Origin of the sequence: Acidicapsa acidisoli, from assembly GCF_025685625.1 — a bacterium.
Taxonomy (GTDB): Bacteria; Acidobacteriota; Terriglobia; order Terriglobales; family Acidobacteriaceae; genus Acidicapsa; species Acidicapsa acidisoli.
In genome coordinates, this window is record NZ_JAGSYI010000002.1 from 539214 (window position 1) to 564808 (window position 25595).

Below are 25595 nucleotides of genomic sequence, written 5' to 3' on the forward strand. Positions count from 1 at the left end.
CAAATTACGATACTCGAATGGCAAAGAGAGGTTGGCCGTACTCGACGGGCTGGCCGTTGGTGACAAGGCGCTTGACGATTTCGCCGCTGGCGTCGGCTTCAATCTCGTTCATCAGCTTCATCGCTTCCACGATGCAGACGACTTGGCCTTTTTCAATGCGGTCGCCGTTGGAAACGAAGGCCGACGAGCCGGGTGAAGGCGATTCGTAGAACGTGCCGACGATCGGCGATTTGATAATGTGCAGGCTCTCGGCCTCTACCGCAGGCGCTGAAGGCGCAGCACCAGCAGACGGAGCAGACGCGGGATCAACAGCCAGCGGCGCTACGGCCATCGCCGGCGCTGCCGCGCCCGGCTGGGACAATCCCATTAGCCTCGCCAAAGAAACCAGATCCAGACCCGATGCAGGAGCCGCAGGCGGCACAACCGCCGAAGCAAACTTCAATCTCACCTTGAAATCGCCCCGATCCAGATCAAATTCGGCGATCTCGTTCTCTTTCAAAAAAGCAATCAGTTCTTTTAACTCTTCCAAACCGTCTGGTTTCATACTTGGCTCTTGCTCTCCAACTCATTCCAACTCAAAAAGTGTTGTCATCCTGAGCGCAGCGAAGGATCGGCTTCCGTCTTTCCTGATCCTTGATTTCTGTCCCTGGCTTTAAAGCTCAATCAGCGCCTTCGGGGACTTCGTGAGCACATTCCCACCCGTCCTCGTCACCGCCACCATGTCTTCAATGCGAACGCCAAACTCTCCTGCAAAATAGGCCCCGGGCTCAATCGTAATCACCATGCCCGGCGCCAGCTTGTCTTTCTGCCCCGCGCCAATCCGCGGGCCCTCATGAATCTCCAGCCCAACGCCGTGCCCGGTCGAATGGCTGAACGCCTCGGCCATGTCGGCCACACGCAAGACCCCTCGCGCAGCCTCATCCACCTCGCCGCATTCCACTCCCGCAGACACAGCAGCCACGGCAGCTTCCTGCGCCGCAAGCACCGCTTCGTACACCTCGCGCTCACGAGCGGTCGGCTTGCCCAGGCAGACGGTACGCGTCATATCCGAGCAGTAACCCTTGAGGATAACACCGAAATCCAGGGTGAGTAACCCTCGCCGGGGCAGCCGAGCCTGGCTCGCGCGGCCATGCGGCAGCGCGGACCGCTCACCCGCGGCCACAATGCTCTCAAAGGACATCCCCTCAGCCCCGCGCAACCGCGCCTGATACTCAAGCTCTGCCGCAACCGCCGCTTCCGTCAACCCCGGCCGAATGAAACCAAGCAGATGCTCGAACAAGCTGTCGCCCAGCCTCGCCGCCTCAGCCATGATGCCCAACTCGTCCTCATCCTTCAGCCAGCGCAGCGGTTCGATGAGCGACTTCCCCGGCATCAACAGCTTCCGCCGCAGCTTCGCAGGCAGCGCCGTCTTGAACCGCTCTAATTCCGCCACCGAAGTATGAGCCGAATCAAACCCGACCGTCGCGCCCTGAGCCGCACCATCCCCCAACGCAACCTGCGCCGCCAGCCACTCGACCGCCGCCACAGCCGGAGCCGAAGGCACAATCTCCACCTTCGCAACCTGCACTTCCTCGGCAGCCTGCACGATGTAGCGTCCATCGGTAAACAATCGAACCGCCCGGCGAGTTACCGCCAGCGCCGCACTCGACCCCGTAAATCCACACAAATAGCGAACATCCGGCAGATGCGTTACCAGCAGCCCCTGCAACCCCGCCCCACTCATCCGCCGCCGCAACAACCCGATGCGTTTCGAATAATTCATCCGGTTAGGTATATCACGCCACAGGACTCGGCACCCAGAGCGCCTACGGCGCGCCGTCATCCCAGCCCAGGCCACCGGCCCGCCCTCAATAAGTTAAGAATCAATTCGGCTTGCCGATCACACAGACGTGATGTGGAAACCTGTCAGTTTTACTTAGGTATTGACCGTGGATAGGGACTCCAAACCTCCAGCCGTGTGATGTCGGTCATTTCGCCGCTGTTCAGGCCCATGTGGCCGTGCATATTTGCGGCGAACCTTCCAGTGCAGATGACATATTGGTCGTTGACGGCCTTGATTTGTCCTTGTGTCATTTCCTTCGGGACGTCAATCCAAAGCCCATTCTTTGTAAGACTGTAAAGGAAGTCATCGCTGTGCAAGTAAATAACGTTTCCTTCGAATTCCAAATGAAGAAAGCCTGTTATCCGCACCCTCTTGTTGTCAAAAGCCTGTGGATTTGCAATCAGCTGAATCAGGCTGACATCCTCGCCCCCAACATCGGGGCCGCCCTTAGGGTAATATCCGTCCATTTGAGCATGTGCGGAGCAATTGGGCGCGAGGAGGAGAATTCCCAACGCAAACATCCCAAGACGGTTCATAGGGCTACTCCAATTGAGTAGAGTTTGGGTAAATTGTATCGCCCGACGAACGGGAGCCACTGGTTCTGGTCGGATGGTCGCCTACCCGGAAGTCACTGTCAAGAAACTGGCAGAGGCATCAACTTGTCGCTTTTCCCGCTGGAAATAGCGACAAGCTTAATACGCCGCCTTAACCGGCTTCTTCTGCTTCGCCCCCACCGCCGGCTCCGGCACAGCTGTAGCCATATCCGACTGGCGATCCATCCACTCATCCAGCCGCGAACGCTTAAATCGCCACCGGTTTCCCAGCTTGAAAGCGGGCACAAAGGCCTCCGAGGCATACTTATACAGCGTATCCGGCGAAATTCCCAGGTAATCCGAAGCCTGGCGAATGTCCATGACCTCGCGAATCTCCGGAACCAGCAGGTTGGACTTGACAGCATTGCGCATGAGGGAGTCTCCGAATAAAGTTCGTTGCGATCCGTGAAAGTCGGGGGACCGATGAGCCGTTATCCCTGTGTATAACGCGAATTCAACCCGAAATTCAAGGCTGACGCAAGGCTATTCCTGTAATTCTCCATGAAACCTCGGTCCTAGTCCGCTTTTATGGTTCGCCCAATTCTCCTTCTCAATCCCCCCAATCCCATCCTGTTGGGCATCAGACTTTCCCCGATACATTCCCTTGTACCGTTGCGGCAAATGGTGCGAATCTCCCTGAAAACGTCCGCCATGCACTCCGAATTTGATCCAGCCCAATTACAACTTCCGCCTAAAGGCAGTGTTCTATTTCGCAGTAGTTGGCGGTGAGCATCCATCCGCCTATGATTCCGGCAGGAGATTCATCTCCACATCCTCTCGTCCAGTCCGCTAGGAGGAATCACCGTGCAAAGGGCCTCAAACCAGTCCGCCTCAATGATTCGCTCCGTCACGGCAGCTCTCCTTTGCGCATTACTCCCCGGCCAATTCGGACAATTTGCCTGTGCTCAAATCGGCACTCAAGTTGGCTCGGCCCTCGGGGCACGTCTGGGAACACAAACCGGCAAGAAGCCCGCTCCCGTCGCAACAATCGAGTCCTCGCCCGATGCGGCAAAGCCCACCACCGATCCACGCATCCTGCACCTTCTCAGCCGCTTCACCTTCGGCCCCACAACAGAAGAGATCGCCTACATCCATGCCCTTGACGGCAAGCACGACGGGAAACATGATGTGGATCAATGGTTTGAACAGCAACTCCACCCCGACCGCATCCCCATCTCCACCGGTGACCGCTTTCTCGCTGACCGTCTCTCCGAATTCCCCGCGCTGCTACTGCCCGTCGACGAACTCCTCGCCCGTTTTCCCAGCGGCGCCATGATCCGCCAGTCCGCCAACGGCAAACTGCCCATCCCCGACGACCCCTATCTTTACGCCATTTATCGCCGCCACATCGGCATGTTCGAAGAAAAACAAGCCCAAAAGGAACAATCCAAAGCCACGCCGGAATCCCCAAAACCCGCCCCGGCGAAGCAGGAACTGGCAGGCAAAATGAACATAACGGCCCCGCCAGCGGTCGAAACCAATCCCGCCGCAACCACCGAGCCAGCCAAGCCCACCCCAACCAAGCCTGAAACGGCCAGTGCAGCACGTCCCGCCTACGCCGACCTGCTGGTGAAGAACGTTCTCGCCCTGCCTCCGGCAAAACGAGTACAGCGCATTCTCTACATGCAGCCCGCCGAATACGAACAGTTCCACTCCGCCCTCAAAGGCCCGCAAAAATCCCAGCTAATCGCAGACCTGAATCCCGTAGAGCGCGAACTACTCTCCGACTTCGATAACCCGACCCGCACCATCGTCGAAGAACTCCAGGCCCAGCGCCTGTTACGCGATATCTACAGCTCTCACCAGTTAGAAGAAGTAATGACCACCTTCTGGCTCAACCACTTCAACGTCTATCTCCATAAGAACGAAGAAACGCCCTACTATCTCGTAAATTACGAACGCGATGTTATCGCTCCGCGCGCCCTCGGTAACTTCGAAGACCTGCTCGTCGCCGTCGCCAAGAGCCCGGCCATGCTTCTCTATCTCGATAACTCCAGCAGCACCGGCCCCGACTCGGTCGTCTCCGAAAAGCAAAAGGAACGCGCCGCGCTCGGCAAAGCAACCAAAGCCACCCCTCCGGGCTTAAACGAAAACTACGCCCGCGAACTGATGGAGCTGCACACCCTCGGCGTCAACGGCGGCTACACTCAAGCCGATGTAACCGAAGTGGCCAAAGTCTTCACCGGCTGGACCGTCGACCGCCCGCAACTCGGCGGCGGCTTCAAATTCGACGAAACCCGCCACGAACCGGGCAAGAAGCTCGTCCTCGGCCATGTCATCAAAGAGAGCGGCCAAAAGGAAGGCCTGCACCTGCTGCACCTCCTCGCCACGAACCCTGCAACCGCGCACTTCATTTCGCAGAAGCTGGCCGTCGCCTTCGTCAGCGACAACCCGCCGCCCGCGCTCGTCAACCGCATGGCCCAGACCTTCCTCGCCAAGAATGGCGAAATTGCAGCAGTCCTCCGCACCATGGTTCACTCGCCGGAGTTCTGGACTCCTGAGGCCTATCAGGCCAAGGTCAAAACGCCTCTCGAATACGTCGTCTCAGCCGCCCGCGCCAGCGGCGCCAACATCACCAATGCCCAGCCCCTCGTGAATGCGCTCAACCAGATGGGAATGCCTCTGTACGCCTGCGTCCCACCCACTGGCTATTCAGACAAAGCCGACACCTGGGTCTCGACCGGCGAACTGGTCACCCGCATGAACTTCGCGCTCTCGCTCGCCACCAACCACTTCGGCGGCGTCCGGCCACAATGGGCCCCAGCCTCACTGTTGACGGGGTCTCCAACCGAAGCTGAGCAAAACCTGGAAGCCCAACTCATCCCAGCAGGAGTCAGCGAAAAAACCCGCGCCGCAGTCCTTAATCAGAACCAATCCGCTGCATCAGCTCAAGTATTTCCGCAACCAGTCACCGACCAATCCCTGAGCGGAAAGCCTCCAACTCCAGCCGGACTGGCCAATGCGATCCAACAGCAAAACGGCCAGATAGCGGGCCTTCTCCTCGGTTCCCCCGAGTTCCAACGCCGATAGATTCAGGAGTCTCCGCATGACCAGCACACGACGCATCTTCCTTCGCAACGGCGCACTCGCCCTCGCCGGAACCACCGCGCTTCCCGCATTCCTGACCCGCGCAGTGATGGCCGCGACGACTACGGCAACTGCGCAAGGCAAGAAGCTCGTCGTTATCTTCCAGCGCGGAGCCGCAGACGGCCTCAACATCGTCGTTCCCTGGCGCGAACCGAACTACTACGCAATGCGCCCCACCATCGCCATCCCGCAAAATCAGGTCCTCGACCTCGACGGATTCTTCGGTCTGCACCCGGCCATGGCATCGCTCCAGCCGCTCTACCGTCAGGGGCATCTGGCCATCATCCACGCCACCGGCTCACCCGACGGCACCCGCTCCCACTTCGACGCCCAGGACTTCATGGAATCCGGCACACCCGGCACCAAGAGCACGCGGGACGGCTGGCTCAACCGCGCCCTGCAAGCCGAAGACCTCCGCCGTCGTCAGGAACACACCGCATTTCGCGCGGTAGCTCTAGGCTCCGACGTCCCCCGCACCCTCGAGGGCAAAATCCCCGTCCTGGCCATCAGCAACGTGCAGGACTTCGCCGTCGGCGGGCGCGGTCCAAAGCCTGCGCCAACAGCAACGGCATTCGAAGCCATGTACGACCAATCGAGCGATTCCCTGCTCCACAACGCTGGAGACAATTCCTTCGAAGCCATCAAGATGCTCCGCGCCACCGACCCCGCGCACTACACCCCCTCGCCCGACGCCAACTACCCCGACAGCCCCTTCGCCAAGAACATGAAGCAGATCGCCCAGCTTCTCAAAGCCAACCTCGGCCTCGAAGCCGCCTTCACCGATATAGGCGGCTGGGACACCCATCAGAACCAGGGCAGCACCGACGGCCAACTCGCCAACCGCCTCCGCGACTTCTCCGACTCGATAGCCGCCTTCTGGCGCGATATGGGCCCTGACGCCGAAAGCATCACCCTCGTCACCATGTCCGAATTCGGGCGCACCGCCCACCAGAACGGCACCGGCGGCACTGACCACGGCCACGCGAACGCCATGTTCGTCTTAGGAGGCAACGTGAGAGGCGGCAAAGTCTACGGCAAATGGCCCGGCCTCGCCGATCACCAGCTCAACGAAGGCCGCGACCTCGCCATCACCACCGACTACCGGCAGGTCCTGGGCGAAGTAGTCAGCAAGACAATTGGCGCCAACAACCTGGAAGTAACCTTCCCCGGCGCAAAGCTAAACCCCAAACAATTCCTGGGATTGGTATAGTCTCACCCGCAAAAGCAGATGCCCGGTTCTCGTAAGTAAGGACCGGGCAACATTCACACATAGTACCAATCTGTCAGGGCAACCTACTCAGATCACCTTCCGATAACGCAAACCATCCTCGCCCCACCCATAAAACTCCGCATCCACTCCAAACCGCAGATACCCGCAGCCTTCATACAAAGCCACAGCATCGGAGTTCCGCTCGGAAACATGCAACTCTATCGCCGAGCAGCCCGCCTCGCGCGCGCTCTCCTCCACGCGAGCAAGCAACTGCCGCGCCACGCCCATCCGTCGAAAGGCTGGCAGCACCTCAATGGTCCAGATATAAGCGGCGGAAGGATCGTCCTCGCTCGATAGCCCCAGAATGGCAAACCCGGCGCGGACATTGTCTACAATCCCCAGCCACGTCCGGCAATTGGGATCATGCGCCAGCGAACGCATCAACCCGCGGCTGAATCGCAGCGGAGGAGCAAAGCAAACCTCCTCCACCGCATACAACGCCCGCAGATCGGAAACCTCAAAAAGCCGCGAAGTCACAGTAGAAACTACATTCGTCACGAATGCTTAGATCGTATCCGACGCCTTTTCGTTTCACGGTACATTGAACGGAGGTACCCAGGCTTCAATTCTGAAACCTGGGCCTTGGTCATGAACCAGAAGCCAAAAGCTACCCTAAACCTTCGCTTCCAGATCCGAAATCACGTCAAAGAACCGCTGATCCAGCCGCCGATTCGTCGCAATTGCTTCCTTGATCGTGATGTCCGTAATATCGGTGCCCTTGAGCACCGCGATCCGGCCCCACTTCTGCTGGTGCACCATGTCGATGGCGTGCAGCCCATACCGCTGCCCGAGCAACCGGTCATACGCCGTCGGAGAGCCCCCGCGCTGCGTATGCCCCAGGTTCACCGAGCGCGTCTCAAAGCCCGTCTTCTCCTCGATCAGCTTCGCCAGCGCCTCGCCAATCCCCGAAAGCCGCGCATGGCCGAACGAATCGACCTGCTTCGACCCGATCACCTGCCCAACCTCCGGCAGATGGCACCCCTCAGCCACAACCACAAGCCCATAGGTCTTGCCGCGATCGTAGTTGTACTTCAGCAGGGCCGAAACGTGATCGATATCGATCTCCTTCTCCGGCACCAGCACCACATCCGCGCCGCCTGCCACGCCGGATGCATACGCGATCCAGCCCGCATCGCGGCCCATCACCTCGATCACGATCACGCGATTGTGCGAATCCGCCGTCGTCCGAATGCGATCCACAGCCTCGGTCGCAATCGAAACCGCCGTGTCGTAGCCAAAAGTCGCGTCCGTACCGTTAATGTCGTTGTCGATCGTCTTCGGCACACCCACGCCCGGGATGCCAGCATCCGTCAGCGCCAGCGTCACTGACTGCGTATCGTCGCCGCCCAGGGCAATGAGCGCATCGATCTTGTTGGCCTTCAGCACCTGCTCAACCTGCTCGATGCCGCCCGGAATCTTCTTCACATTGGTCCGCGAAGAGTGCAGAATCGTCCCGCCCAGCAACTGAATGCCATCCACCCGTTCCAGCGTCAGCGGAATCCACTTGTTGTCCAGCACGCCGCGCCAGCCATTTAAAAAGCCGACAAACTCATCGCCATACTTATTGATTCCCTTCCTCACCGCGGCATAGATCACCGCATTCAATCCCGGGCAATCGCCACCACCGGTCAACAGCGCAACTCGCATCGCTTCATCTCCTCAATAATCGATCTGGCTGACGCAAACACCCGCCAAACCGTCCTCCGACAGTGTACCCGCTCCAACTCCGGCAACGCGCCAAACCCCTGAGTTTTGAAACGTTCGGCCTCGACCGTTCACTAACTGGTGATGGAAAGGCCCCGCCTGGAGTGTTCAACGGAGAGCCAGCCATATCCACGAGGAGAACTCCATGACAGAATTCACAAATCCCTTTGAAAGACCCTTCGAAATCGAGCGAAGGCATTTCATCCCGCGGCTGCTCACCAACCCGAACTACTTCGGAAACCTGCCTGACAGCCCGTACAAACCCGTCAAGGAAATCATCGCCAACACCTCCTACGAGGAACTGAAGTGCATTGGCTTCAACCCTCAGCTCAGCCGCATCGAGGGGGTTGTCTGGATCAAGCAATCCACCGGATACAACGGCGGCCTCTGCACCAACGGCTCGCTGGAATACGTCAGCTTTTATCTGTCCTACGACAACGGCGTCACCTGGCTCTTCCAGGGAACGACGAATTTCCAGGTCTTCGACGTCGATATCCATCATCCGCTCGAATACGCAGTCGATCTCGCCATCTCACCCGAACGAAAACTTTGCCGCGAGGCCAACCTGCCTCTGCTGCGCGGAGTTCTCTCCTGGGCCACGCCGCCCACCAGTCCAACCATTCCGCCCGTGTGGGGCAACATCCTCGAAACCCGCATCCAGATCGCGCCCTATCTCCGAAAAATTCCGATTCACGATTTCTTCCAGACCGTCGATGTCAAACTGCCGAGCGATGTCGCCGAACTCATCTCCACCAGCGCCACCATCGACCTCGCTGAACCCAAGGAACTCTCTCCGGCCGAATTGCAAAAACTATACGGCGATACCTCGGTTCCCGCTCATCGCTATCTGCACAAAACCGTCCAGAAAGCGCTGAATTTCCCGGCTGGACTGACAAAATCGACCAGCCTCTTCAGCGGCCTGGACATCGACATCGCCGCCATCATCGCAGAGCTGGAAAACCCCAACGGCAGCACCGAATTCGAGCAGCTCGAATGCATCGGCCTGGACGAAGGCGGAATCGTAGACGCCCTCGTTGGAACCCTCCAGATCAAGCTTCCCATCGGCTACTCCGGCGGCCTGTGCACCGCTGGCAGCACCGAGTATGTTGCCTTCTGGATCGACTGGGGCAGCGGCTGGGAGTGGGCGGGAACGCCGTCCGTGAGAGTCTTCGACATAGCCTCAATTCCCAGCGAAGGTCTGAGCTACGCCGTCTATTGGCCGGTCGACCTCAACTCCCATCGCAAACCATGCACCGAAGGACCGGTAACCGCGAAAGTCCGGGCCATCCTCTCCTGGGATATCGCTCCGCCCGCAACCGATCCGGACTACGTTCCAGTCTGGGGCAATCGCCTCCAAACGCACATCCTCGTCGACCCAGGCGTACCGGTCCAGACCGGTAACTACACGCCGTTCCTGCAATCGATCTGCGACGTCGCCGTCTGCGATATCGACCAGACAACAGGCTGGGCGCCCGGCGACAGTCCCTTCGGAGCCTCAATCTCCATCTTCGGTTACATCCCGGGCGCGCCAACGCTGGATGTCATCCTCGCCGGCAATGCACCGCTCTATCAGATCACCGTGCAGCAATGGGATACCGCAACCAACACCGGCATCGGCAGCCCGCAAATACTCACCGATCCGTTCTCCGTCACTGTCACTCAGCAAATTGGCGGCGGAGCCGTAACCAGCTTCCCTCTTACGCAGAGCGCCCCCGGAGGCTTCTTCACCTACCAGAATGCGACACCCGGCCCAGCAGGCTGGCGAAGCATTTCTCCCGACGGGCTCCTGGCCATCTGGAACTCCGCAGCATCAACCGGCACCTGGATGATCTCCATGGTAGTAACCGACCCCGTATCCCATGCGACATTCCTCGGAGGTTCGATCGACTGCTCGAATGGAACAACGCGGCAAGGTGTAGTGATCGATCTGGATCAGCTCGCCCCAGTCACCGATCTCGAGATCACCGGCTACATTCCAGCCGGAAGCTCCGGTCCGTGCCAGTCGGCTGTCAATTGCCAGACCTTCACCGTGGGCGACACAATCTGTGGCACCTACAGCGTCAGCGACGAGCATCTCGGCAGCTTCAGCCTGAGCGAGGAGCCGTTCCCCAACCCAGCCGCCTTCACCATCGACGGCAACCCGGTGGACGGGCTCTCGTATCCCAATCCACTGCTTCCGCTCTCCGGAACAAAATCCGGCGTGTGGACCTTCGACACCACCGGCCTACCAGCCTGCGGTTACACGATCCAGCTTCTCTCCGGAGACAGGACGATCGTTGACTGCGTAACCAACTGGGAAAACAACTCCGAGTTCAAAGGCTTCTGCCTGAAAGAACCCGGAGCGGCCAGCTAACCAATGAACGACCTGTATCGCCTGCTGCTCGGCGTTCTATGCGTCTGGCGAATCACGCATCTCTTCCAGGCCGAAGATGGCCCATGGGACGTGATCGTCCGCATCCGCCAAGCGGCAGGCGACGGGATTGCCGGTCAACTGCTCGATTGCTTCTATTGCCTGAGCCTGTGGATTTCCATCCCGCTGGCCTGGGCAATAGGGCATTCGATCCAGGAAAAAATCCTGATGGGTCTGGCCTTCTCAGGTGGAGCAATCCTGCTGGAACGCTCTACCTCAAAGGCCATCCCGGACGCTCCAATCATCCAGGCGTTGTTTGAAGAAGACAAGGAGAAATAACCATATGACTTGCTGCGGTCAAGGAAGAGGCAAAGTCGCCATGAACGGAAAACTCACCCGTCCGGCGCAACGCCCAACACCCGTTTCGAGCGCCGTTCTGTACCAGTACACGGGAACCACAGGAATGACGGTCACGGGGCCAATCAGCGGCGCAAGATACCGCTTCGATCAACCTGGCGCAAAGGTCCAGATCGATCGACGCGACGTCTCTTCGCTCACCGGTCTGCCCAATCTCAGCCGCCTGACCTGACCGGACATCTCAAAGAGCGCTTTGAAGAGCCGCTTCCTCTTTTGCAGCACTTGCCGAAATCTCGCCGGAGGGCAGGAACACAGAAAACGCAGTCCCGCTGCGGCCCTCTCGCTGCGTGCTCCACACCCGGACGTGCCCATGCTGCCGCTCCAGCAGCTGCGCGACCACCCACATGCCAAGCCCGGTTCCCGTCTCCGTCTTCGTCGTAAAAAAGGGCTCAAAGATGCGCCGCATCGTCACCCGGTCCATGCCTACGCCGGAATCACAGAAGGTCGCCCGCATCCCGGCTTGCTCCCGGTTCCGCCAGTCGCAGGAAGACTGCAGCCGTATCACCAGACGGCCCCCTTGCGGCATCGCCTCGACGGCATTCGACATAAGATTCGCGAAAATCTGTTGCGTCTCGCTCGGCAGGCAGGCGATGCTCGCCTCGCTCTCCGCACGCACTTCCACTGAAATTCCCGCAGCCACTAACTTGCCGCGAAACAGAGTCAGAACCGCATCAATCAGCTCCGACAGCTTCGTGGTCTTTGGTGAGCCATTCTGGCGGTGGAACTTCAACGTCTGCTGCGTAATCAGCGAGACTCGCATCAGCTCATCCATCGCCTGGCGTGCGTGCGCATGGGCAGTCTCAGTCGTGTCAGCAAGGGTAACCAGAAAAAGCAGGTTTGCGACAGCAGCAAGAGGATTGTTGATCTCATGCGCGACCGAGGCCGCCAGCCGTCCCACGACGGCCAGCTTCTCGGCACGCAGCATCGCCTCGTCGGCCTGCTTGCGCCGGGTTACGTCCGACAGAACGCCCATCACCCGCGTCAAACGCCCCGCGCTATCCCGCTGGCATTTGCTCTGCGACTCCAGCCAGCGCACCGACCCATCCGGCCACACGACGCGATATTGGTGGTGGTAATCTGCCACACCCTCGCGAATCCGCCTGGCCGCCTCCTGCACTCCATCCACGTCCTCCGAATGAACATACCGCAACCAGGACTCACCAGAAGGCTCGATGGAGCCAGGTTCCAGACCGATCATCCGGTACATTTCGTCGGACCAGTAGCCCGTACCATCTTGCAGATCCCAGACCCACAACCCCATGCCATTCGACTGCAAGGCAATTTGCAGCAACTCATCGCGGTCTTGCACTGCCTCACTGGCACGGGCGCGTTCCTCAGCCAGCTGCCGCTCCGCATTGGCAAGGCTTAGCCGCCCGCGCAGTCCTTCCATCGCAATCTGAGCGCGCTGTTGCGCCAGCCGCCGGATTGTGTAGCCCAACAGGATCGAGATCGTGAGAAAGACCGCCAGTCGCAATTCCTGCGGAGCGCTTCCCACCGAGAACCGGAACTGGGATCGCGTGAGATACGAATCAACGAGGCTCGCTTCGGTAAGGGCACAGGATACTCCACCCCACATCCCCAGAAACCACGAGCTCAGAATCACCGCCGGAAACGCGAGAAGCAATGGAAAGGCGCGAAGCGGCTCAAGCGAGTAAGTCAGACCCGCCGCAATCCCGGCCGCGCAGCAGCCCAGCAATGCGCGGACCATCCATGGCAGCCCTTCCAAGGCCGTGACAGCGGGAAACTTCAGTACCTTCATTCGGCGTAGGCTCTTCGGAAAGCGTCGTCAACCTGAGCGCGAAACCACGCCCGGATGCACCTATTAGAAATGTCGCGCTGTCCCAACAGGAATATTACATAGAAGGGAGCCGCCACGCCAGCTTGGGCTGGCGTCCCTGCGACGCCGTCCAAACCCGAACAGTATTTCGCGAAAACGGACAAGGACACTCTCCCGATCCAACAACCGCAAACGGTCAAACCACCTCTTTGCAACCACTTCCAACAACCCGGACCATCCTCTCGACAGGCCATGAAATTGCTACGAGTGGATGCCAGAAGCACGATCAACGGAGGCATAGATGGCGCACTTTGAACGCATTCGCGACGTAATCTCCGGGCCAATGAGCCCCGAGATCATCCAGCAGCGAACTAAAGCCGGTTGGCAGATGGTTTCGATCGAATGGCGGCGCGAGCTGCCCGATTCGGAGACCCCCTCCGAAGGCGCATACGACGAAGACATCCCCTACGGCCTGCGCATCTCCAACGACGGACAGCGTCTCGAAGTCGACCCCACCGAGAACCGCGCCCTCATGCTAATGATGGATCTCCTCGGCCAGGATTTCTCCTACTCCGCCATCGTCAGCGACCTCAACGAAAAAGGCTTCCGCACCCGCTCCGGGCATCCCTGGACCCGCGTCGCCGTTTTCAACATGATGCCGCGTCTGATCGAAGCCGGCCCGCGCATCTTTCACTCCGAAGAGTGGAAAGCCGCTCAACCCTCCCGCCGCGACAGCTGATCAGAAGGAACAGAAGAAGACAGAAAAGAAACAGGCCCTTGAATCCAAGGGCCTATTTTGTGTCAGCTCAAGTTGTCATAAATATTAGCGATGCCCGTGCGGAGCCTCGTGTCCGTGCTCGTCATGCATCGCCTGACCGTGAAATTCCGCGCGGTGATCTGCCGGATGTTCTCCACGTGCCGGCAGAGGACCATGGTATCCATGCCGATAATCGAAATGGTGATCCACGTGTCCGTAGAATCCATGTGGCCCATGGAACCAGGGTCCCGCGCCGATGAACACACCGCCCGTGAACCACTCCGGCCCATAATACCCATCCGGCGCGCAATTATACGGAGGAACTTCGTAGTAGCCGTACGGGCAAACCGGCGGCGCACCAATTTCCACGGCCACTTGTGCAGGGGCCCGATTCGCCGCCCCAAAAAGCAGGCCGGCAGCAAGAGCTGTCAAACCAAAATACTTCAACATAGGCATAGTCTTAACCTCAGACCATTGGAAGGGCAGCAGGCACAAATGGTTGTTCGGCAATCTTTTTTGCGGCATAAGATATCTGACCACCCCGTCCCAGACCTGTATCGAACCGGACACCAGCCGCACGCAGATCAACCTGCAACCAGTCATGATTCAATGAGATATGGCTAAAACTGGAACGCTGGCCCAGCAGTTTACAGAGTGGAAGATCCAGTAACCCGCTAGGCTGGAACTAAGCGTTTCGTCAGGCGGTTTAGTCTGACTAGGATTCCCTTTTTCGAAAGGCCTTCTCAATGAGCACCGTCAAGCTATGGACCGAGGAAGAAGTCGCAGCAGATCCGCGCGTAAAAGCGGTCTTCGAAGACATCCGCGCAACTCGCAAATCCGACTTCGTCAATAATTTCTGGCGCGCACTCGCCAATCAACCGGCACTCCTTGAACGCACCTGGTCGAGCATCAAGGAAGTCATGGTCCAACCCGGTGCGCTCGACCCGCTCACAAAGGAATTGATCTATATCACGGCTTCCACAATCAACGGCTGCAGCTACTGCATTCATTCCCACACCGCAGCAGCCCGCGCCAAGGGTATGACCGACCAGCAACACGCCGAACTCCTCGCCGTAATCGGCATGGCCGCCGAAACCAACGCACTCGCGAACGCTCTCCAGATCCTTGTAGATCCGGAGTTCTCAGTGAAATAAGTACCTGTCTGGAGAGATTCGCGGCCTTCGCACAGGTCTTCAGGTAGGGTGATTTGAATCCTTCGACGCGCCTGTCCCGCGCCCATCCTTGGAGAAACCCTCGCAAGGTGTTTCAATAGAGCCACATGCCTCAAACCGGAACGCTGGTCCTGCTGCTATTCATCGTGCTCGTAGCCGCCGCCCTCCTGGTGGTCCTGCAGCTCACGCGTCTCGGCTATCTGGTTCGAACATCCATCCCCGACCGTCCCCGCCGTCGCGTCTTTCTATCCTCGGTCGCGTTCTTCGTAACCTTCCTCGGAGTTCGTCTGCTCGTCTACCTGGTCGATAGCGGCAAGGGTCCATTCCACTGGGTCGTGATGGGCGGCCGGCATATCCATCACCTCGTCTGGGGAATTTTGATCCTGCTCCTCGTCGGCTACGGATGGCTGCTTGATCTTGGACGCGCGCACTCGCCGATGTCCATCCTGCTCAGCCGCATCATGTCCATCGCCTACGGCGTCGGCGCAGCGCTCACATTGGATGAGTTCGCCCTCTGGCTCAACCTCGACCCCGATGTCTATTGGGTCAAGACCGGCGGACGTCTCAGCGTTGACGCCGTCGTGCTTTTCGGATCGCTGCTCATGGTCGGCGCCTGGGGCGCGCCATTTTTTCAATCTCTTCAGCGACTATGGACCCGAGGCGGAACACTCCGCCGCAGAATGGTCAAGCCTATTCGCCGCGTGAAGTGGCCTCATCGGCGTAAAGGCCCGCGATCAACTCCGCGTATCGCTCCGTAATCACCCGCCGCTTCAGTTTCATGCTGGGCGTTAATTCACCTGAATCCAGCGCCCACTCATCGGCAACCACCCGGAAACGCTTCATCGTTTCGAAGTTCGCCAGCGTTGAATTCACCTTCGCCACGATCTCCCCGTATTGCGCCGTCACCCTCGGATCAGCCACCAGATCGCGCCGCGTCAGAGCCCCGATTCCCTGCTGCCGCGCCCAATCCTCCAGCGCCGCAAAATTGGGCGAAATCAGCACCGAAACAAACTTGTGCTTATCTCCCACCAACGCCGCCTGCGCAACCAGCAGATTGGTCTTGAGCCTGCCTTCGATCGGCTGCGGAGCAATCAGCTTTCCGCCCGAAGTCTTCAGCAGCTCCTTCTTGCGATCCGTAATGTATAGGAAGCCGTCGCCGTCGATCTTCGCGATGTCTCCGGTATAAAACCAGCCGTCCGCATCGAAAATTTCGTGCGTAGCCACCAGCTTCTGCCAATACCCCTGAAAGATCCCCGGCCCACGCACCAGCAACTCATCATCCGCTGCCAGCCGGCACTCCACATTCGGCAGCGGCTTACCCACCGTTCCCATCCGATGCACTCCAGGCGTATTGATGGCAATCACAGGAGAGGTCTCAGTCAATCCATACCCCTCCAACACTGAAATCCCCACCGAAGCAAACCAGTTGCCCGTATCGACCCCCAGCGGCGCGCCACCTGAAATGAACTTCGTGATTCGCCCGCCAAAAGCCTCGCGAATCTTCAAATACACCAGCTTTTCCGCCAGCCTCCAAAACGGCGAGCCAGGCCGTTTCCCGTCGTGAATCATGTCCTTGTAGCCTGCTCCCAGACCAACCGCCCAAGCCAGAATCCGGGCCTTCATCGGCGACACGTTCGATTTCTGCTCCACCCCTTGCCGGATCTTTTCATACACCCGCGGCACGCCCACAAAGAGGGTCGGCCTCACCTGCTTCAACGCAAGAATCAGCTTATCGAACTGCGTGCAGTACGCCACCTGGGCGTCCGAATAAAACATCGCATAATCCAGCGCCCGCGCCGTGATATGCGACAGCGGCAGATAGGAGATCGACGAATCCTCCCGTCCCAGCCCAAAGTCTCGCGTGGCATAACTGGTATTTGAGGCCAGATTGCCATGCGTCAGCATCACACCCTTCGGCTCTCCGGTCGTCCCCGAGGTGTAGATGAGCGTCGCCAGTTCATTCGGCTGCACCGACTCCACAAGCGCGTCAAATTCCGCGTCGCGGTCCAAACCCCGCTCGTCCAGCGATTGCGTCAGCATCGAAAACATGACCGCGTCCGGAGGAACAGCGATGGAATCCATCATCACCACATGCTCCAGCGACGTCTCGCCGCGGATCGGATGCACCTTGTCATACATCGCCCTCGTCGAAACCACGGCGACCTTCGCGCCCGAGTCGCGCAGCAACTCCCCAATCTGCTCCGTAGTCAGCGTCGGATAAATCGGCACATCCACCGCGCCAATTCCCAGCACGGCAAAATCCGTAATCTGCCACTCCCAGCGGTTCTCGCTCAAAATCGCAATCCGGTCGCCGCGCACGATGCCCCACTCCCGAAAAGCCTTCGCCAGAGTCCGCACACGCTGGTAGACCTCAGCAGAGGAAATCCCCTTCCACGCGCCAGCCTCGTCCTGATACAGCATCGCGTCCGTGCGCTTCGAAGCAGCCACGCGCAAAAACAGCTCATTCACCGTTCGGATATCCCGATTCAGGCCCGTCGTCTCTATCGCTTCCGTCTTCAATTCCGTCCCGCTCATATAGCTCCGCAGCAAATCGCCTGGAAAAGCAATGGCCAACGTGCAAGTGTAGCAGCGATGCCATGGGAACGCGCACGCCATGTCATCCTTTCCGAAAGGCCGTCGATCATTTCCACCACTCCGACCGCAACTCCCTTTCAGGCACAACTTCCGCCGGAAGACCCGGCTCAGGCGCCCACAGCTTCACGCCCTCCGCAGCAAAAATGCACTCGATCGGCTGTCTCCACGCATGAAGCGCAAGATTGAAGAGTCCCCAATGAATAGGCATCAACAATCCCGTGCCGCCCATTGCCCGGAACATCCTTACTGCGCCCTCGGGCCCCATGTGAATATCAGCCCACAGCGGATCAAACGCTCCAATCTCCAGCATGGTCAGATCGAACGGCCCATACTCCCGCCCAATCTCCGCGAACCCATCCCATTCCCCGGAATCCGCGCCGTAATAGACTCGATGGTTTGGCCCCGCCAGCACAAATGAAGTCCACAAAGTCTGAAAGCGGTTGAACAGACTGCGCCCGGAAAAATGCCGCGCCGGAACCGCGATAATTTCCAGACCGCCCACAGAGACGCCGTCTGTCCAATCCAGCTCCGTAATACGCTCCGCTGCAACACCAAGCCCAGCGAGAATCGAGCCCACCCCAAGCGCCGTCACCCAGCGCGCCCCGCGCACAGCCTCCAACCGCGCCAGGTTTGGAATGGTACGTGCGCCAAGATGGTCATAGTGATCGTGTGAAAGCAGAACCGCATCAATGCGCGGCAACTCTTTCAACCGCAGCGGAGGAGCAAAAAATCGCTTCGGCCCCGCCCAAGCCATCGGCGCGGCGCGCTCATCCCAAACCGGATCCACCAGCACCCGTGCTCCGTCGATCTCGATCAGCATCGTCGAGTGCCCCATCCACGTCACGCGCAGCCCGCTCGCAGGCGCCGTCTCATAGATGCGTGCATCTGTCCGAAAAGGCCCTAAAGCTTTCTTCGGAGTCGTCTCAGCCCTGTTTGTCAGGTAACGGCCGAGCACTTTGAAAAGCATTCCAGGATCGCCGACACCCGTCGGCACCGGGTTCAGAAACTTCCCATCAACCCTCTCCGCACGCCTGATCATCGTCATTCGTCGCCATCACTCCCATCGCAGCTTCTCTCTGAGATCGTCTCATCCCGCGCACGGCCCGAACCCACTTCGATTGCACCCATTCCAATTCAAGCCGAATAGCGGAATTCCAAAAGTAAAATGGAGCTTGGCCAGATTCTTGGAAGATCGCTTCCTTTTTCTTTCATACAAATGAGGATTTCTTTGATTCGCCGCTGTTTTAGCAACCCGCTCTTCCTGCTCGCCTTCGCCGCGGGCCTCATCGCCTTCGCTATCCAATCCGGAGAACTGGGCACCGCCGACACCACCCACCGCCTCCAGTCCGCCCACGCCTTCTGGACCTCCGAGCCACCCGTCTTTCCCAACGAATTCCCCGAATTCGGCGTTCACGGCCGCGGAGACACCCTGCAAAGCTGGTACGGCATCGGCCAATCCCTGCTCATGCTCCCCGCCGACATCGTCGGCACCGAGATCGAGCACCTGCCCATCTTCGCCAACTACTTCGGCAACGACCCCGCCGTCCGCAGCATCCTCGTCAGCTTCAGCACCAACATTCTGCTCTCCGTCCTCGCCGCGCTCATCTGCTTCCGATTCCTGCGCCAATTCCACTTCACCATCAATCAATCCGTCGCCGGCACGCTCGCCCTGCTTCTGCTCACCACCCACCTCCACTACACGCAAAACATGATGGAGAACAACTACATCTTTCTCCTCACCATCGCCGGCTTCTCTTTCCAATACGAGTGGCTGCAAACCGGCTCCCGGCGCGCGCTCCTGATCGGCTCAGCCGCATTCGGACTCAACCTGCTCACCCGCCTCACTACCGGCCTCGATCTCCTCGCGGGCAGCCTGTTCATCCTGCTCGTACTTCTCTTCGAACGAACCAGCAGCCGCGCCTTCTGGCTGCAATGCCGCACCTACCTCGCGACCACCCTTCCTGTCTACGCCGTCTTCGGCCTGTTAGACCGCCTCTACCAGTTCTACCGCTTCGGCTCGTTCACCAACACCTACGTCAGCGTCGTCGCCAAAGAAACTCTGGCCCGCCATCCCGATTGGCCCAAAACCTACCCCTTCGAAACCCCATTCCACATCGGCTTCTACGGCGCGCTCTTCGCTCCCGAAAAATCCATCTTCCTCTTCGACCCTCTTCTGATCCTGACCATCCTGCTCATCGCCACATCCTGGAGAAGATTCAGCCCGGCCATCAAGGCCTACACCATCACTATCTTCACGCTGCTCCTCACCTACATCTGCTTCTATGCACGCTACACCGTCTGGAGCGGCGACGATGCCTGGGGTGATCGCTACGTCTCCACCACCGTCGAGCTAGCCACCCTCCTCGCGCTTCCGCTACTACTCCGCCATCGCCGCCAACTCCCGGCATTCCTCTTGCCCACCGGGATCGCTCTCCTCGCCATCAGCGCCGTCGTCCAGGCTGCATCGCTTGCATTCTGGATCCCGCTCGAGCTTTACCAGATCGACAACTTCGGCCATCCCATCTTCACCATCGGCCTGCGCCTCGAAAACATCGCAGCCTTCGCCCTCGGCAAAATGGACGCCTGGGGCCTCAACACCCCAGCCATGACCCAGGACCAATGGGACTACGTCCACATCACCACCTGGAACTTCCTACCCTTTTTGTTGAAACGCGTCGGAGCAACCCCGGCCTGGGTGGTTAACATCGCCTTCGCCATCTGGTATGCATCGCTGGCTGCTCTCGCATCTGTCCTCTGGCAACTCCGTCGAGTCCTCGCGCCCAGCGATTCCACCATCGCCCACCGCTAAAACAACAAAATCCGGCGTGCGGGAACCGCAACACCCCTGATCTTCGTTCTGACAAAAGCAGTTTCCGCTGTACCATCAATCCAGATCAGAATCAGGATCAGAATCGGTTCCCGACCCCATGAGCACCTCCGCCGCACAACCCGAAGCCACCGGCGAAGCTCGCACCAAAGCTCAGACACCGGCGCCTACCGCATTGTCCATGCGCGAAGTCCTGCGCATCCCCACCATGCGCCGCCTCTGGTACGCCCAGATCGTCTCCAACTTCGGCGACTTTCTCGCCCTCTTCGCCGTCATCGGAGTCCTCACCTTCAAACTCCACGCCACCGCCCAGCAAGTCACCGGCGTGCAGATCTCCTACCTCGTCCCCATTGCTATCCTCGGCATCCTCGCCGGAGTCTTCGTCGACCGCTGGCCGCTCAAGCGCACTCTCGTCTCCAGCGATGTCATTCGCGGCTTCCTCTGCCTGCTCCTGCTCGTTTCCACGCAGATCTGGCACTTCTACGCCATCCTCGCCGCCATTAGCGTTGTCTCCAGCTTCTTCGGCCCCGCGCAGGGCGTAGTCATCCGCGAAGCGGTTCCATTCCACGGCCTGCGCTCCTCCAACGCGCTCATGCAGCAGGTCATGTTCATGATGCGCATCATCGGCCCCGCTGCCGCCGGAATGCTCGTCTCCGCCTTCGGGCCGCAGGTCTGCTACTGGCTCGACGCCGTCAGCTTCTTCGCCTCGGCCACCTTCATTGCGTCCACGATCATCAAACGCTCCCCATCCATCCACCACCACACCGCAGCGGAAGACAAAGGAGCCATCGCCAAAATCTGGCATGACATGCAGCAGGGCATGTCCTTCATCCTTCATCACTCCGCGCTGCTCTTCGTCATCCTGGCCATGTCCGCCGGAATGTTCGTTCTCGGCTGCTTCGGCCCGCTCATCGCCGTCTACGTCCGCGACTCCGTCCACGCCTCCACCACCGTCTACGGATGGGCATCCGCCATGATCGGCGTGGGCATGTTAGTCGGCGTCAACGGACTCAACACCTGGGGCACAAAGATCCGCAACACCACGCTCGTTTACGTAGGCCTGCTCGGCATAGCCTTCGGCATTCTCATCCTGTGCCTCATCACCTACATCGGGAGCACCCTGCTCGGAGACTTCCTCATTGGCTGCGCCGTAGCCTGCATCATCATTCCTGCTCAGACCTTGATGCAGCAGGAAACTCCCCCCGAACTGATGGGCCGCGTCGGCAGCACCTTCATGTCCTGCGTCTTCTCCGCGCAAATCCTCGGCCTGCTCCTCTCCGGAGCACTATCCCGCTTCACCAGCGTCCGCAACGTCTTCGCCATCTGCGCCGCCATGCTCGTCCTACTTTCGCTCGCAGGCAAACTCTTCATGGAACCGAAAACCTCATCCTGAGCAAAGCGTCGATCCGCATGACGGAATCACCCCGCATCGCAGCCGTTCAATAAACCGTAAGCGACAAAGTAGCCGCATGCTGCAGCGACCCAGCCGTTGCAGTCACCACAACTACAGAAGTGAGCGGCTTAAGCGTCGTCGATGACCCGCATCCAACCATCCCGCTCAAACCAGCCACGCTCGCGGCAAGCAACAACAGCATCGGCAACCGCCGCCTTCGACGCCCCAGGCAGCAAAGCGCCACCGCCAGCCCCGAACTCGAAATCCACAACCCCCTCCCATGTCGGAGCTCCGCCGTAAGCGCGGCAGCGGACACCGTCAACGTTGTAGTCGAAGCCGCCGCGCCCGACGGCGTCACCGTCGCCGGAGAAAAGACGCATGTCGCCCCTGAAGGCAACCCCGAGCAACTAAACGAAACCGCCGAATTGAACCCATTCTCAGGAGTGATCGACAGATTCGTCTTCGTGCTCCGTCCCGCCACAACCGTCAAAGATCCAGACGACACCGCAACCGAAAAATCCGGAGCAGGCGGAACGATCACGTAGCTAGCCGTCGCTACCGCACTGTTGTTGTATCCCGGAGCTATCGCAATCGCCTTCAACGTTTCTGAGGTTGCAACAGTGATCGGCCCTGTATAAACCGTCGAACTCTTCGTCGGCGTACTTCCGTCCGTTGTGTAGTAGATCGTCGCTCCCAGAGTCGCGTCAGCGATAGAAACCAACTGCGCGCCAGTATAAGTACCACTGGCCAGCGAAAAAGCCCGCGTGGACGCAGGTGGCGGCGCAGGATAGCTCCCTGCCTTGCCCCTCGCCACAACAGTCGTCTGTCCGACGCAGCACGGTCCGACGCCAATCAGTATCAGCACTGCAAACGCAGCGCCAAGCCTCAGATCACACCATTTCCTTGGAAATCTCCCCTGCCTCGGCAACCCGACCCCTCACCACAAATAAATATTCCAAACTAGAAGACCGCCTGGTATCGCCCAATTCGCAGCGTGGGGGGAGAATCACGAACAAATCAGAGGATCGACCAAAAGAATAATTCACAGAATTCAAAGGAGGCAAAGACACAAGAAATAGTCCGGCTCCTTCCCGCTAAATCCGGCTGCTACAATCTTGGACGAGCCGAGGGGTTTCCAATGATTCGCGCAGGTCTGGTGGGGTATGGATTGGCGGGCAAAGTCTTTCACGCGCCATTAATCACAGCTGTCGAAGGCCTGGAACTGGCCGCTGTCGTCGAGCGCAAATCGCGCAACGCCGAAGCAGCCTATCCCGGCATCACCACCTATCCTTCGCTTGAGGACATGCTCGGCGACCCCACCCTCGAACTCATCGTCGTCGCCACCCCCGACAATTTCCACGTCGCCCACGCCAAGGAAGCTCTTCAAGCCGGCCGCCACGTCATCGTCGACAAGCCCGTCGCCGGAACCGCACGAGAGATCGCAGACCTGATGGCCAGGGCTGTGGAAATCGACCGGCATCTCATTCCCTTTCATAACCGTCGATGGGACAGTGACTTTCGGACACTTCAGAAACTATTACTTGAAGAGAAACTGGGCCGTGTTGTCTACCTTGAGTCAACCTTCGACCGCTGGCGTCCGCACCCTCGCCTCACAAAATGGCAAGAAGACGGCAGTACCCCGGGCGGCGTTCTCACCAACCTCGGCACCCACCTCGTCGACCAGGCTCTCGTCCTATTCGGCCCACCCGAGGCCATCAGCGCCGACATCACCAGCGAACGCGACGGCGCAGCCGCTATCGACTCCTTCACCTTGCGCCTACACTATCCGCGCCAAACCGTAAACCTCGCCAGCAATTACTTAGCAGCTCTGCCGCGCCCCCGCTATACCGTCCGAGGCACTCAGGGAAATTTTGTAAAGTGGGGCCTCGACCCTCAGGAAGAGCGCTTAAAGGAAACCGGGCGCGTCGTTGAACCCAACTGGGGACTCGAACCTCCCGCCTCCTGGGGAACCCTGGCCATGGAGCCGAAGGGCGAGCCGGTAGGCGACACAGGCGGCAGCATGGTCACTCATCCCGCAAAACCCGTTCCCGGCGACTATCGCCTCTACTACGCAGGCGTTCGAGACGCCATCCTCGGCAAATCCCAGCCGCCCATCCAGGCAGCCGACGCCTGGCGCGTAGCCCAGCTTCTCGAATGGGCCATCGAAAGCAACACCCAGCGCAAAGAAATCCCGTGCAACTGGAATTTGGAGCCTTCCCTCAACTGGCTACCCTAAGCAGCCTTCACCAGCTCCGCCGGATCTTCCTGATCTGGCTTCCGCACCGTCGCAATCCAGATCAGGATCAACCCCGCCAATACCGACCCGAGACTCGCCAGCTGCGCATTCGATAAACCCCAAAGAATCTTCGGATTGCGCCGGATAAATTCAACCAGAAAGCGAGCGATGCCGGTCAACAGCAGATACTCGCCAACAATCTCGCCCGTACCCAGCTTCTTTCCCCCGCGCTTCCAAAGCCACCACCCAATCGCAAGGCCCACAATCAGCTCATAGATCGGCGTCGGATGCACCCGCACCCCCGGCGGCGTCGGATCAATCCCATTCGGAAACCCCATCGCCCATGGAAGATTGCTCGGAATCCCATAATCCCCGTCGCCGGAGGTAAAACACCCGATCCGCCCCATCGCATAACCAACCGCAGCGGCTGGCGAAGCCAGATCCAGCGTCCGCAAGCCGCTCAATCCATTCATCTTGCCTTGCACAATCAGCGCAATAATCCCGGCGACGAGTCCGCCAAACCAGGCAAATCCCCCCGTCGACCAAAGCACCGACCAGCCGTCCATCCGAAACTCCTGCGGTGAATCCACCACATGCCAAAGCTTCGCGCCGATAATTCCAGCCACCACCGTCAGCGCCACAATCCCCAGCGCATCCGCCAACTGCCCCTGAGAATCGACAACGTGCGCTCTCTTAAAGCTCCAATGCATCACGATCGCACCGCAGACTGTGGCCACCCAAAGCATCAAGCCAAAAGTAGGAATCTCCCACGGCCCGACTGGGATTAGCCTTCCCCCAAGGTTCAAAACGAAATGAATTCCAATGTGGATATAAGGCAACATAGATTCCAGAATACAGCGACGAGGGACAGAAACCAGGGAACAGGGATCAGCGAATAGGGAATAGAAACACGAGTGCACGCCGCCTTCCCAGCTATTCCCTGATCCCTGATCCCTATTCCCTATTCCCGGCCTCCCAAGCGATACTGGAACACATGGCGACCTCTACCTACCAGGGCCTTGAAGTCCTAATCAGCCGCGAGCAGATCGCGGAGCGCGTGCGTCAGATGGGTGAACAGATCACCCGCGATCTGGCCGGAGAAAAACTGGTCATGATCGGCGTGCTCAAAGGAGCAGCCCCGTTTCTGGCCGATCTCGCACGCTGCGTCTCAGCCGACGCAACCTTCGACTTCGTAGCTGTCTCCAGTTACGGCAAAAGCAATCGCACCTCAGGCGCGGTCAAGCTCATCAAAGACCTGGACGAGCCGATCGAAGGCAAGAACGTTCTAGTAGTGGAGGACATTCTCGACACCGGGCTGACTCTAACCTTTCTGCGCAAGGTTTTCCTGCAGCACCATCCGAAAACTTTACGCATCGCAGCCCTGCTCGACAAACCATCCAGACGCATCGAGCAGATCGAAGCCGATTACGTCGGATTTTCCATCCCCAACCTCTTCGTCATCGGGTACGGAATGGACTTCGCGGAGCGCTATCGCAATCTACCCGACATTTGCCTCATGCCCACCGAAAGTCAGTAGCCGATGCCGCAAAACAGGGCTATACTCCTGTTCCGGTGTGGGCATCGCAACCCCAACC

24 protein-coding genes are annotated in these 25595 nt (G+C 59.1%); 12 read left to right on the top strand and 12 right to left on the bottom strand.

Annotated elements, in window-relative coordinates; all coding sequences use genetic code 11:
* Nucleotides 1–4: 4 nt before the first annotated feature.
* The 4 genes from accB to OHL23_RS12295 form a co-directional block, all read right to left on the bottom strand.
* Entirely contained in the window at nt 5–544 is a 540-nt protein-coding gene (gene accB, locus OHL23_RS12280) for an acetyl-CoA carboxylase biotin carboxyl carrier protein (RefSeq protein WP_263352174.1), read from the bottom strand.
* A 108-nt stretch (nt 545–652) separates the two neighbouring features.
* Nucleotides 653–1762, bottom strand: coding sequence for a M24 family metallopeptidase (locus OHL23_RS12285; protein WP_263352175.1), 1110 nt, complete (start codon nt 1760–1762; stop codon nt 653–655).
* Nucleotides 1763–1911: 149 nt separating this feature from the next.
* Complete coding sequence (locus OHL23_RS12290; RefSeq protein ID WP_263352176.1) at nt 1912–2358, bottom strand: hypothetical protein; 447 nt, start codon at nt 2356–2358, stop codon at nt 1912–1914.
* Nucleotides 2359–2514: 156 nt separating this feature from the next.
* Nucleotides 2515–2787, bottom strand: coding sequence for a helix-turn-helix domain-containing protein (locus OHL23_RS12295; protein ID WP_263352177.1), 273 nt, complete (start codon nt 2785–2787; stop codon nt 2515–2517).
* A gap of 432 nt (nt 2788–3219) precedes the next feature.
* On the opposite strand from OHL23_RS12295, the gene OHL23_RS12300 reads away from it, so the two are divergent.
* Entirely contained in the window at nt 3220–5445 is a 2226-nt protein-coding gene (locus tag OHL23_RS12300; protein ID WP_263352178.1) for a DUF1800 domain-containing protein, read from the top strand.
* Between the two features lie 16 nt (nt 5446–5461).
* A complete protein-coding gene (locus tag OHL23_RS12305) occupies nt 5462–6712 on the top strand; it encodes a DUF1501 domain-containing protein (protein ID WP_263352179.1) in 1251 nt (416 codons plus the stop codon).
* An 87-nt stretch (nt 6713–6799) separates the two neighbouring features.
* On the opposite strand, the gene OHL23_RS12310 is transcribed toward OHL23_RS12305, so the two are convergent.
* Nucleotides 6800–7270 carry a GNAT family N-acetyltransferase gene (locus OHL23_RS12310; protein ID WP_263352180.1) on the bottom strand — a complete coding sequence of 157 codons (471 nt, stop codon included), beginning with the start codon at nt 7268–7270 and terminating at the stop codon, nt 6800–6802.
* A gap of 114 nt (nt 7271–7384) precedes the next feature.
* Nucleotides 7385–8419 carry a 6-phosphofructokinase gene (locus OHL23_RS12315; RefSeq protein ID WP_263352181.1) on the bottom strand — a complete coding sequence of 345 codons (1035 nt, stop codon included), beginning with the start codon at nt 8417–8419 and terminating at the stop codon, nt 7385–7387.
* Between the two features lie 202 nt (nt 8420–8621).
* Here OHL23_RS12315 and OHL23_RS12320 point away from each other — a divergent pair, with 202 nt between their 5' ends.
* From OHL23_RS12320 to OHL23_RS12330, 3 genes are read left to right on the top strand one after another with little or no spacing between them, the layout of a single operon-like run.
* Nucleotides 8622–10829 (top strand): hypothetical protein, encoded by a 2208-nt coding sequence (locus OHL23_RS12320; protein ID WP_263352182.1) that lies wholly within the window; start codon nt 8622–8624, stop codon nt 10827–10829.
* A 3-nt stretch (nt 10830–10832) separates the two neighbouring features.
* Complete coding sequence (locus OHL23_RS12325) at nt 10833–11165, top strand: DUF1360 domain-containing protein (RefSeq protein WP_263352183.1); 333 nt, start codon at nt 10833–10835, stop codon at nt 11163–11165.
* 4 nt (nt 11166–11169) lie between these two features.
* Nucleotides 11170–11415, top strand: coding sequence for a hypothetical protein (locus OHL23_RS12330; RefSeq protein ID WP_263352184.1), 246 nt, complete (start codon nt 11170–11172; stop codon nt 11413–11415).
* A 9-nt stretch (nt 11416–11424) separates the two neighbouring features.
* On the opposite strand, the gene OHL23_RS12335 is transcribed toward OHL23_RS12330, so the two are convergent.
* A complete protein-coding gene (locus OHL23_RS12335) occupies nt 11425–13002 on the bottom strand; it encodes a PAS domain-containing protein (RefSeq protein WP_263352185.1) in 1578 nt (525 codons plus the stop codon).
* Nucleotides 13003–13321: 319 nt separating this feature from the next.
* On the opposite strand from OHL23_RS12335, the gene OHL23_RS12340 reads away from it, so the two are divergent.
* Nucleotides 13322–13759, top strand: coding sequence for a recombinase family protein (locus OHL23_RS12340; protein WP_263352186.1), 438 nt, complete (start codon nt 13322–13324; stop codon nt 13757–13759).
* A gap of 84 nt (nt 13760–13843) precedes the next feature.
* Here the strand turns inward: OHL23_RS12340 and OHL23_RS12345 are convergent, their stop codons facing one another.
* Entirely contained in the window at nt 13844–14233 is a 390-nt protein-coding gene (locus OHL23_RS12345) for a hypothetical protein (RefSeq protein WP_263352187.1), read from the bottom strand.
* A 290-nt stretch (nt 14234–14523) separates the two neighbouring features.
* On the opposite strand from OHL23_RS12345, the gene OHL23_RS12350 reads away from it, so the two are divergent.
* Together OHL23_RS12350 and OHL23_RS12355 are read left to right on the top strand one after the other, a co-directional pair.
* Complete coding sequence (locus OHL23_RS12350) at nt 14524–14931, top strand: carboxymuconolactone decarboxylase family protein (RefSeq protein ID WP_263352188.1); 408 nt, start codon at nt 14524–14526, stop codon at nt 14929–14931.
* A gap of 125 nt (nt 14932–15056) precedes the next feature.
* Nucleotides 15057–15707, top strand: a complete 651-nt coding sequence (locus OHL23_RS12355; RefSeq protein ID WP_263352189.1) for a hypothetical protein — start codon at nt 15057–15059, stop codon at nt 15705–15707.
* Here OHL23_RS12355 and OHL23_RS12360 read toward each other — a convergent pair.
* Nucleotides 15640–17484 carry an AMP-dependent synthetase/ligase gene (locus tag OHL23_RS12360; protein ID WP_263352190.1) on the bottom strand — a complete coding sequence of 615 codons (1845 nt, stop codon included), beginning with the start codon at nt 17482–17484 and terminating at the stop codon, nt 15640–15642. The two genes, OHL23_RS12355 and OHL23_RS12360, sit on opposite strands and share 68 nt — an antisense overlap.
* Before the next feature lie 106 nt (nt 17485–17590).
* Nucleotides 17591–18589 carry an MBL fold metallo-hydrolase gene (locus tag OHL23_RS12365; RefSeq protein WP_263352191.1) on the bottom strand — a complete coding sequence of 333 codons (999 nt, stop codon included), beginning with the start codon at nt 18587–18589 and terminating at the stop codon, nt 17591–17593.
* A gap of 183 nt (nt 18590–18772) precedes the next feature.
* Between OHL23_RS12365 and OHL23_RS12370 the strand changes: the two genes are divergently transcribed.
* On the top strand, nt 18773–20353 hold the full coding sequence (locus tag OHL23_RS12370; RefSeq protein ID WP_263352192.1) for a hypothetical protein: 1581 nt from the start codon (nt 18773–18775) through the stop codon (nt 20351–20353).
* Nucleotides 20354–20471: 118 nt separating this feature from the next.
* Nucleotides 20472–21764 carry an MFS transporter gene (locus OHL23_RS12375; RefSeq protein WP_263352193.1) on the top strand — a complete coding sequence of 431 codons (1293 nt, stop codon included), beginning with the start codon at nt 20472–20474 and terminating at the stop codon, nt 21762–21764.
* Nucleotides 21765–21810: 46 nt separating this feature from the next.
* Here OHL23_RS12375 and OHL23_RS12380 read toward each other — a convergent pair whose 3' ends face one another.
* Entirely contained in the window at nt 21811–22629 is an 819-nt protein-coding gene (locus OHL23_RS12380; RefSeq protein WP_263352194.1) for a chitobiase/beta-hexosaminidase C-terminal domain-containing protein, read from the bottom strand.
* Nucleotides 22630–22902: 273 nt separating this feature from the next.
* Between OHL23_RS12380 and OHL23_RS12385 the strand changes: the two genes are divergently transcribed.
* On the top strand, nt 22903–24000 hold the full coding sequence (locus OHL23_RS12385) for a Gfo/Idh/MocA family oxidoreductase (protein ID WP_263352195.1): 1098 nt from the start codon (nt 22903–22905) through the stop codon (nt 23998–24000).
* On the opposite strand, the gene OHL23_RS12390 is transcribed toward OHL23_RS12385, so the two are convergent.
* Nucleotides 23997–24842: a prolipoprotein diacylglyceryl transferase gene (locus OHL23_RS12390; protein WP_396127349.1), complete on the bottom strand. Its 846-nt coding sequence runs from the start codon at nt 24840–24842 to the stop codon at nt 23997–23999. The two genes, OHL23_RS12385 and OHL23_RS12390, sit on opposite strands and share 4 nt — an antisense overlap.
* 152 nt (nt 24843–24994) lie before the next feature.
* On the opposite strand from OHL23_RS12390, the gene hpt reads away from it, so the two are divergent.
* Complete coding sequence (gene hpt, locus OHL23_RS12395) at nt 24995–25537, top strand: hypoxanthine phosphoribosyltransferase (RefSeq protein ID WP_263352196.1); 543 nt, start codon at nt 24995–24997, stop codon at nt 25535–25537.
* The last annotated feature ends 58 nt before the right edge of the window (nt 25538–25595 follow it).

Coding starts and splice junctions, on each gene's coding strand:
- accB (WP_263352174.1), bottom strand. CDS start 544: ATGAAACCAGACGGTTTGGAAGAGTTAAAAGAACTGATTGCTTTTTTG.
- OHL23_RS12285 (WP_263352175.1), bottom strand. CDS start 1,762: ATGAATTATTCGAAACGCATCGGGTTGTTGCGGCGGCGGATGAGTGGG.
- OHL23_RS12290 (WP_263352176.1), bottom strand. CDS start 2,358: ATGAACCGTCTTGGGATGTTTGCGTTGGGAATTCTCCTCCTCGCGCCC.
- OHL23_RS12295 (WP_263352177.1), bottom strand. CDS start 2,787: ATGCGCAATGCTGTCAAGTCCAACCTGCTGGTTCCGGAGATTCGCGAG.
- OHL23_RS12305 (WP_263352179.1), top strand. CDS start 5,462: ATGACCAGCACACGACGCATCTTCCTTCGCAACGGCGCACTCGCCCTC.
- OHL23_RS12315 (WP_263352181.1), bottom strand. CDS start 8,419: ATGCGAGTTGCGCTGTTGACCGGTGGTGGCGATTGCCCGGGATTGAAT.
- OHL23_RS12320 (WP_263352182.1), top strand. CDS start 8,622: ATGACAGAATTCACAAATCCCTTTGAAAGACCCTTCGAAATCGAGCGA.
- OHL23_RS12325 (WP_263352183.1), top strand. CDS start 10,833: ATGAACGACCTGTATCGCCTGCTGCTCGGCGTTCTATGCGTCTGGCGA.
- OHL23_RS12330 (WP_263352184.1), top strand. CDS start 11,170: ATGACTTGCTGCGGTCAAGGAAGAGGCAAAGTCGCCATGAACGGAAAA.
- OHL23_RS12335 (WP_263352185.1), bottom strand. CDS start 13,002: ATGAAGGTACTGAAGTTTCCCGCTGTCACGGCCTTGGAAGGGCTGCCA.
- OHL23_RS12340 (WP_263352186.1), top strand. CDS start 13,322: ATGGCGCACTTTGAACGCATTCGCGACGTAATCTCCGGGCCAATGAGC.
- OHL23_RS12345 (WP_263352187.1), bottom strand. CDS start 14,233: ATGCCTATGTTGAAGTATTTTGGTTTGACAGCTCTTGCTGCCGGCCTG.
- OHL23_RS12350 (WP_263352188.1), top strand. CDS start 14,524: ATGAGCACCGTCAAGCTATGGACCGAGGAAGAAGTCGCAGCAGATCCG.
- OHL23_RS12355 (WP_263352189.1), top strand. CDS start 15,057: ATGCCTCAAACCGGAACGCTGGTCCTGCTGCTATTCATCGTGCTCGTA.
- OHL23_RS12360 (WP_263352190.1), bottom strand. CDS start 17,484: ATGAGCGGGACGGAATTGAAGACGGAAGCGATAGAGACGACGGGCCTG.
- OHL23_RS12365 (WP_263352191.1), bottom strand. CDS start 18,589: ATGACGATGATCAGGCGTGCGGAGAGGGTTGATGGGAAGTTTCTGAAC.
- OHL23_RS12375 (WP_263352193.1), top strand. CDS start 20,472: ATGAGCACCTCCGCCGCACAACCCGAAGCCACCGGCGAAGCTCGCACC.
- OHL23_RS12385 (WP_263352195.1), top strand. CDS start 22,903: ATGATTCGCGCAGGTCTGGTGGGGTATGGATTGGCGGGCAAAGTCTTT.
- OHL23_RS12390 (WP_396127349.1), bottom strand. CDS start 24,842: ATGTTGCCTTATATCCACATTGGAATTCATTTCGTTTTGAACCTTGGG.
- hpt (WP_263352196.1), top strand. CDS start 24,995: ATGGCGACCTCTACCTACCAGGGCCTTGAAGTCCTAATCAGCCGCGAG.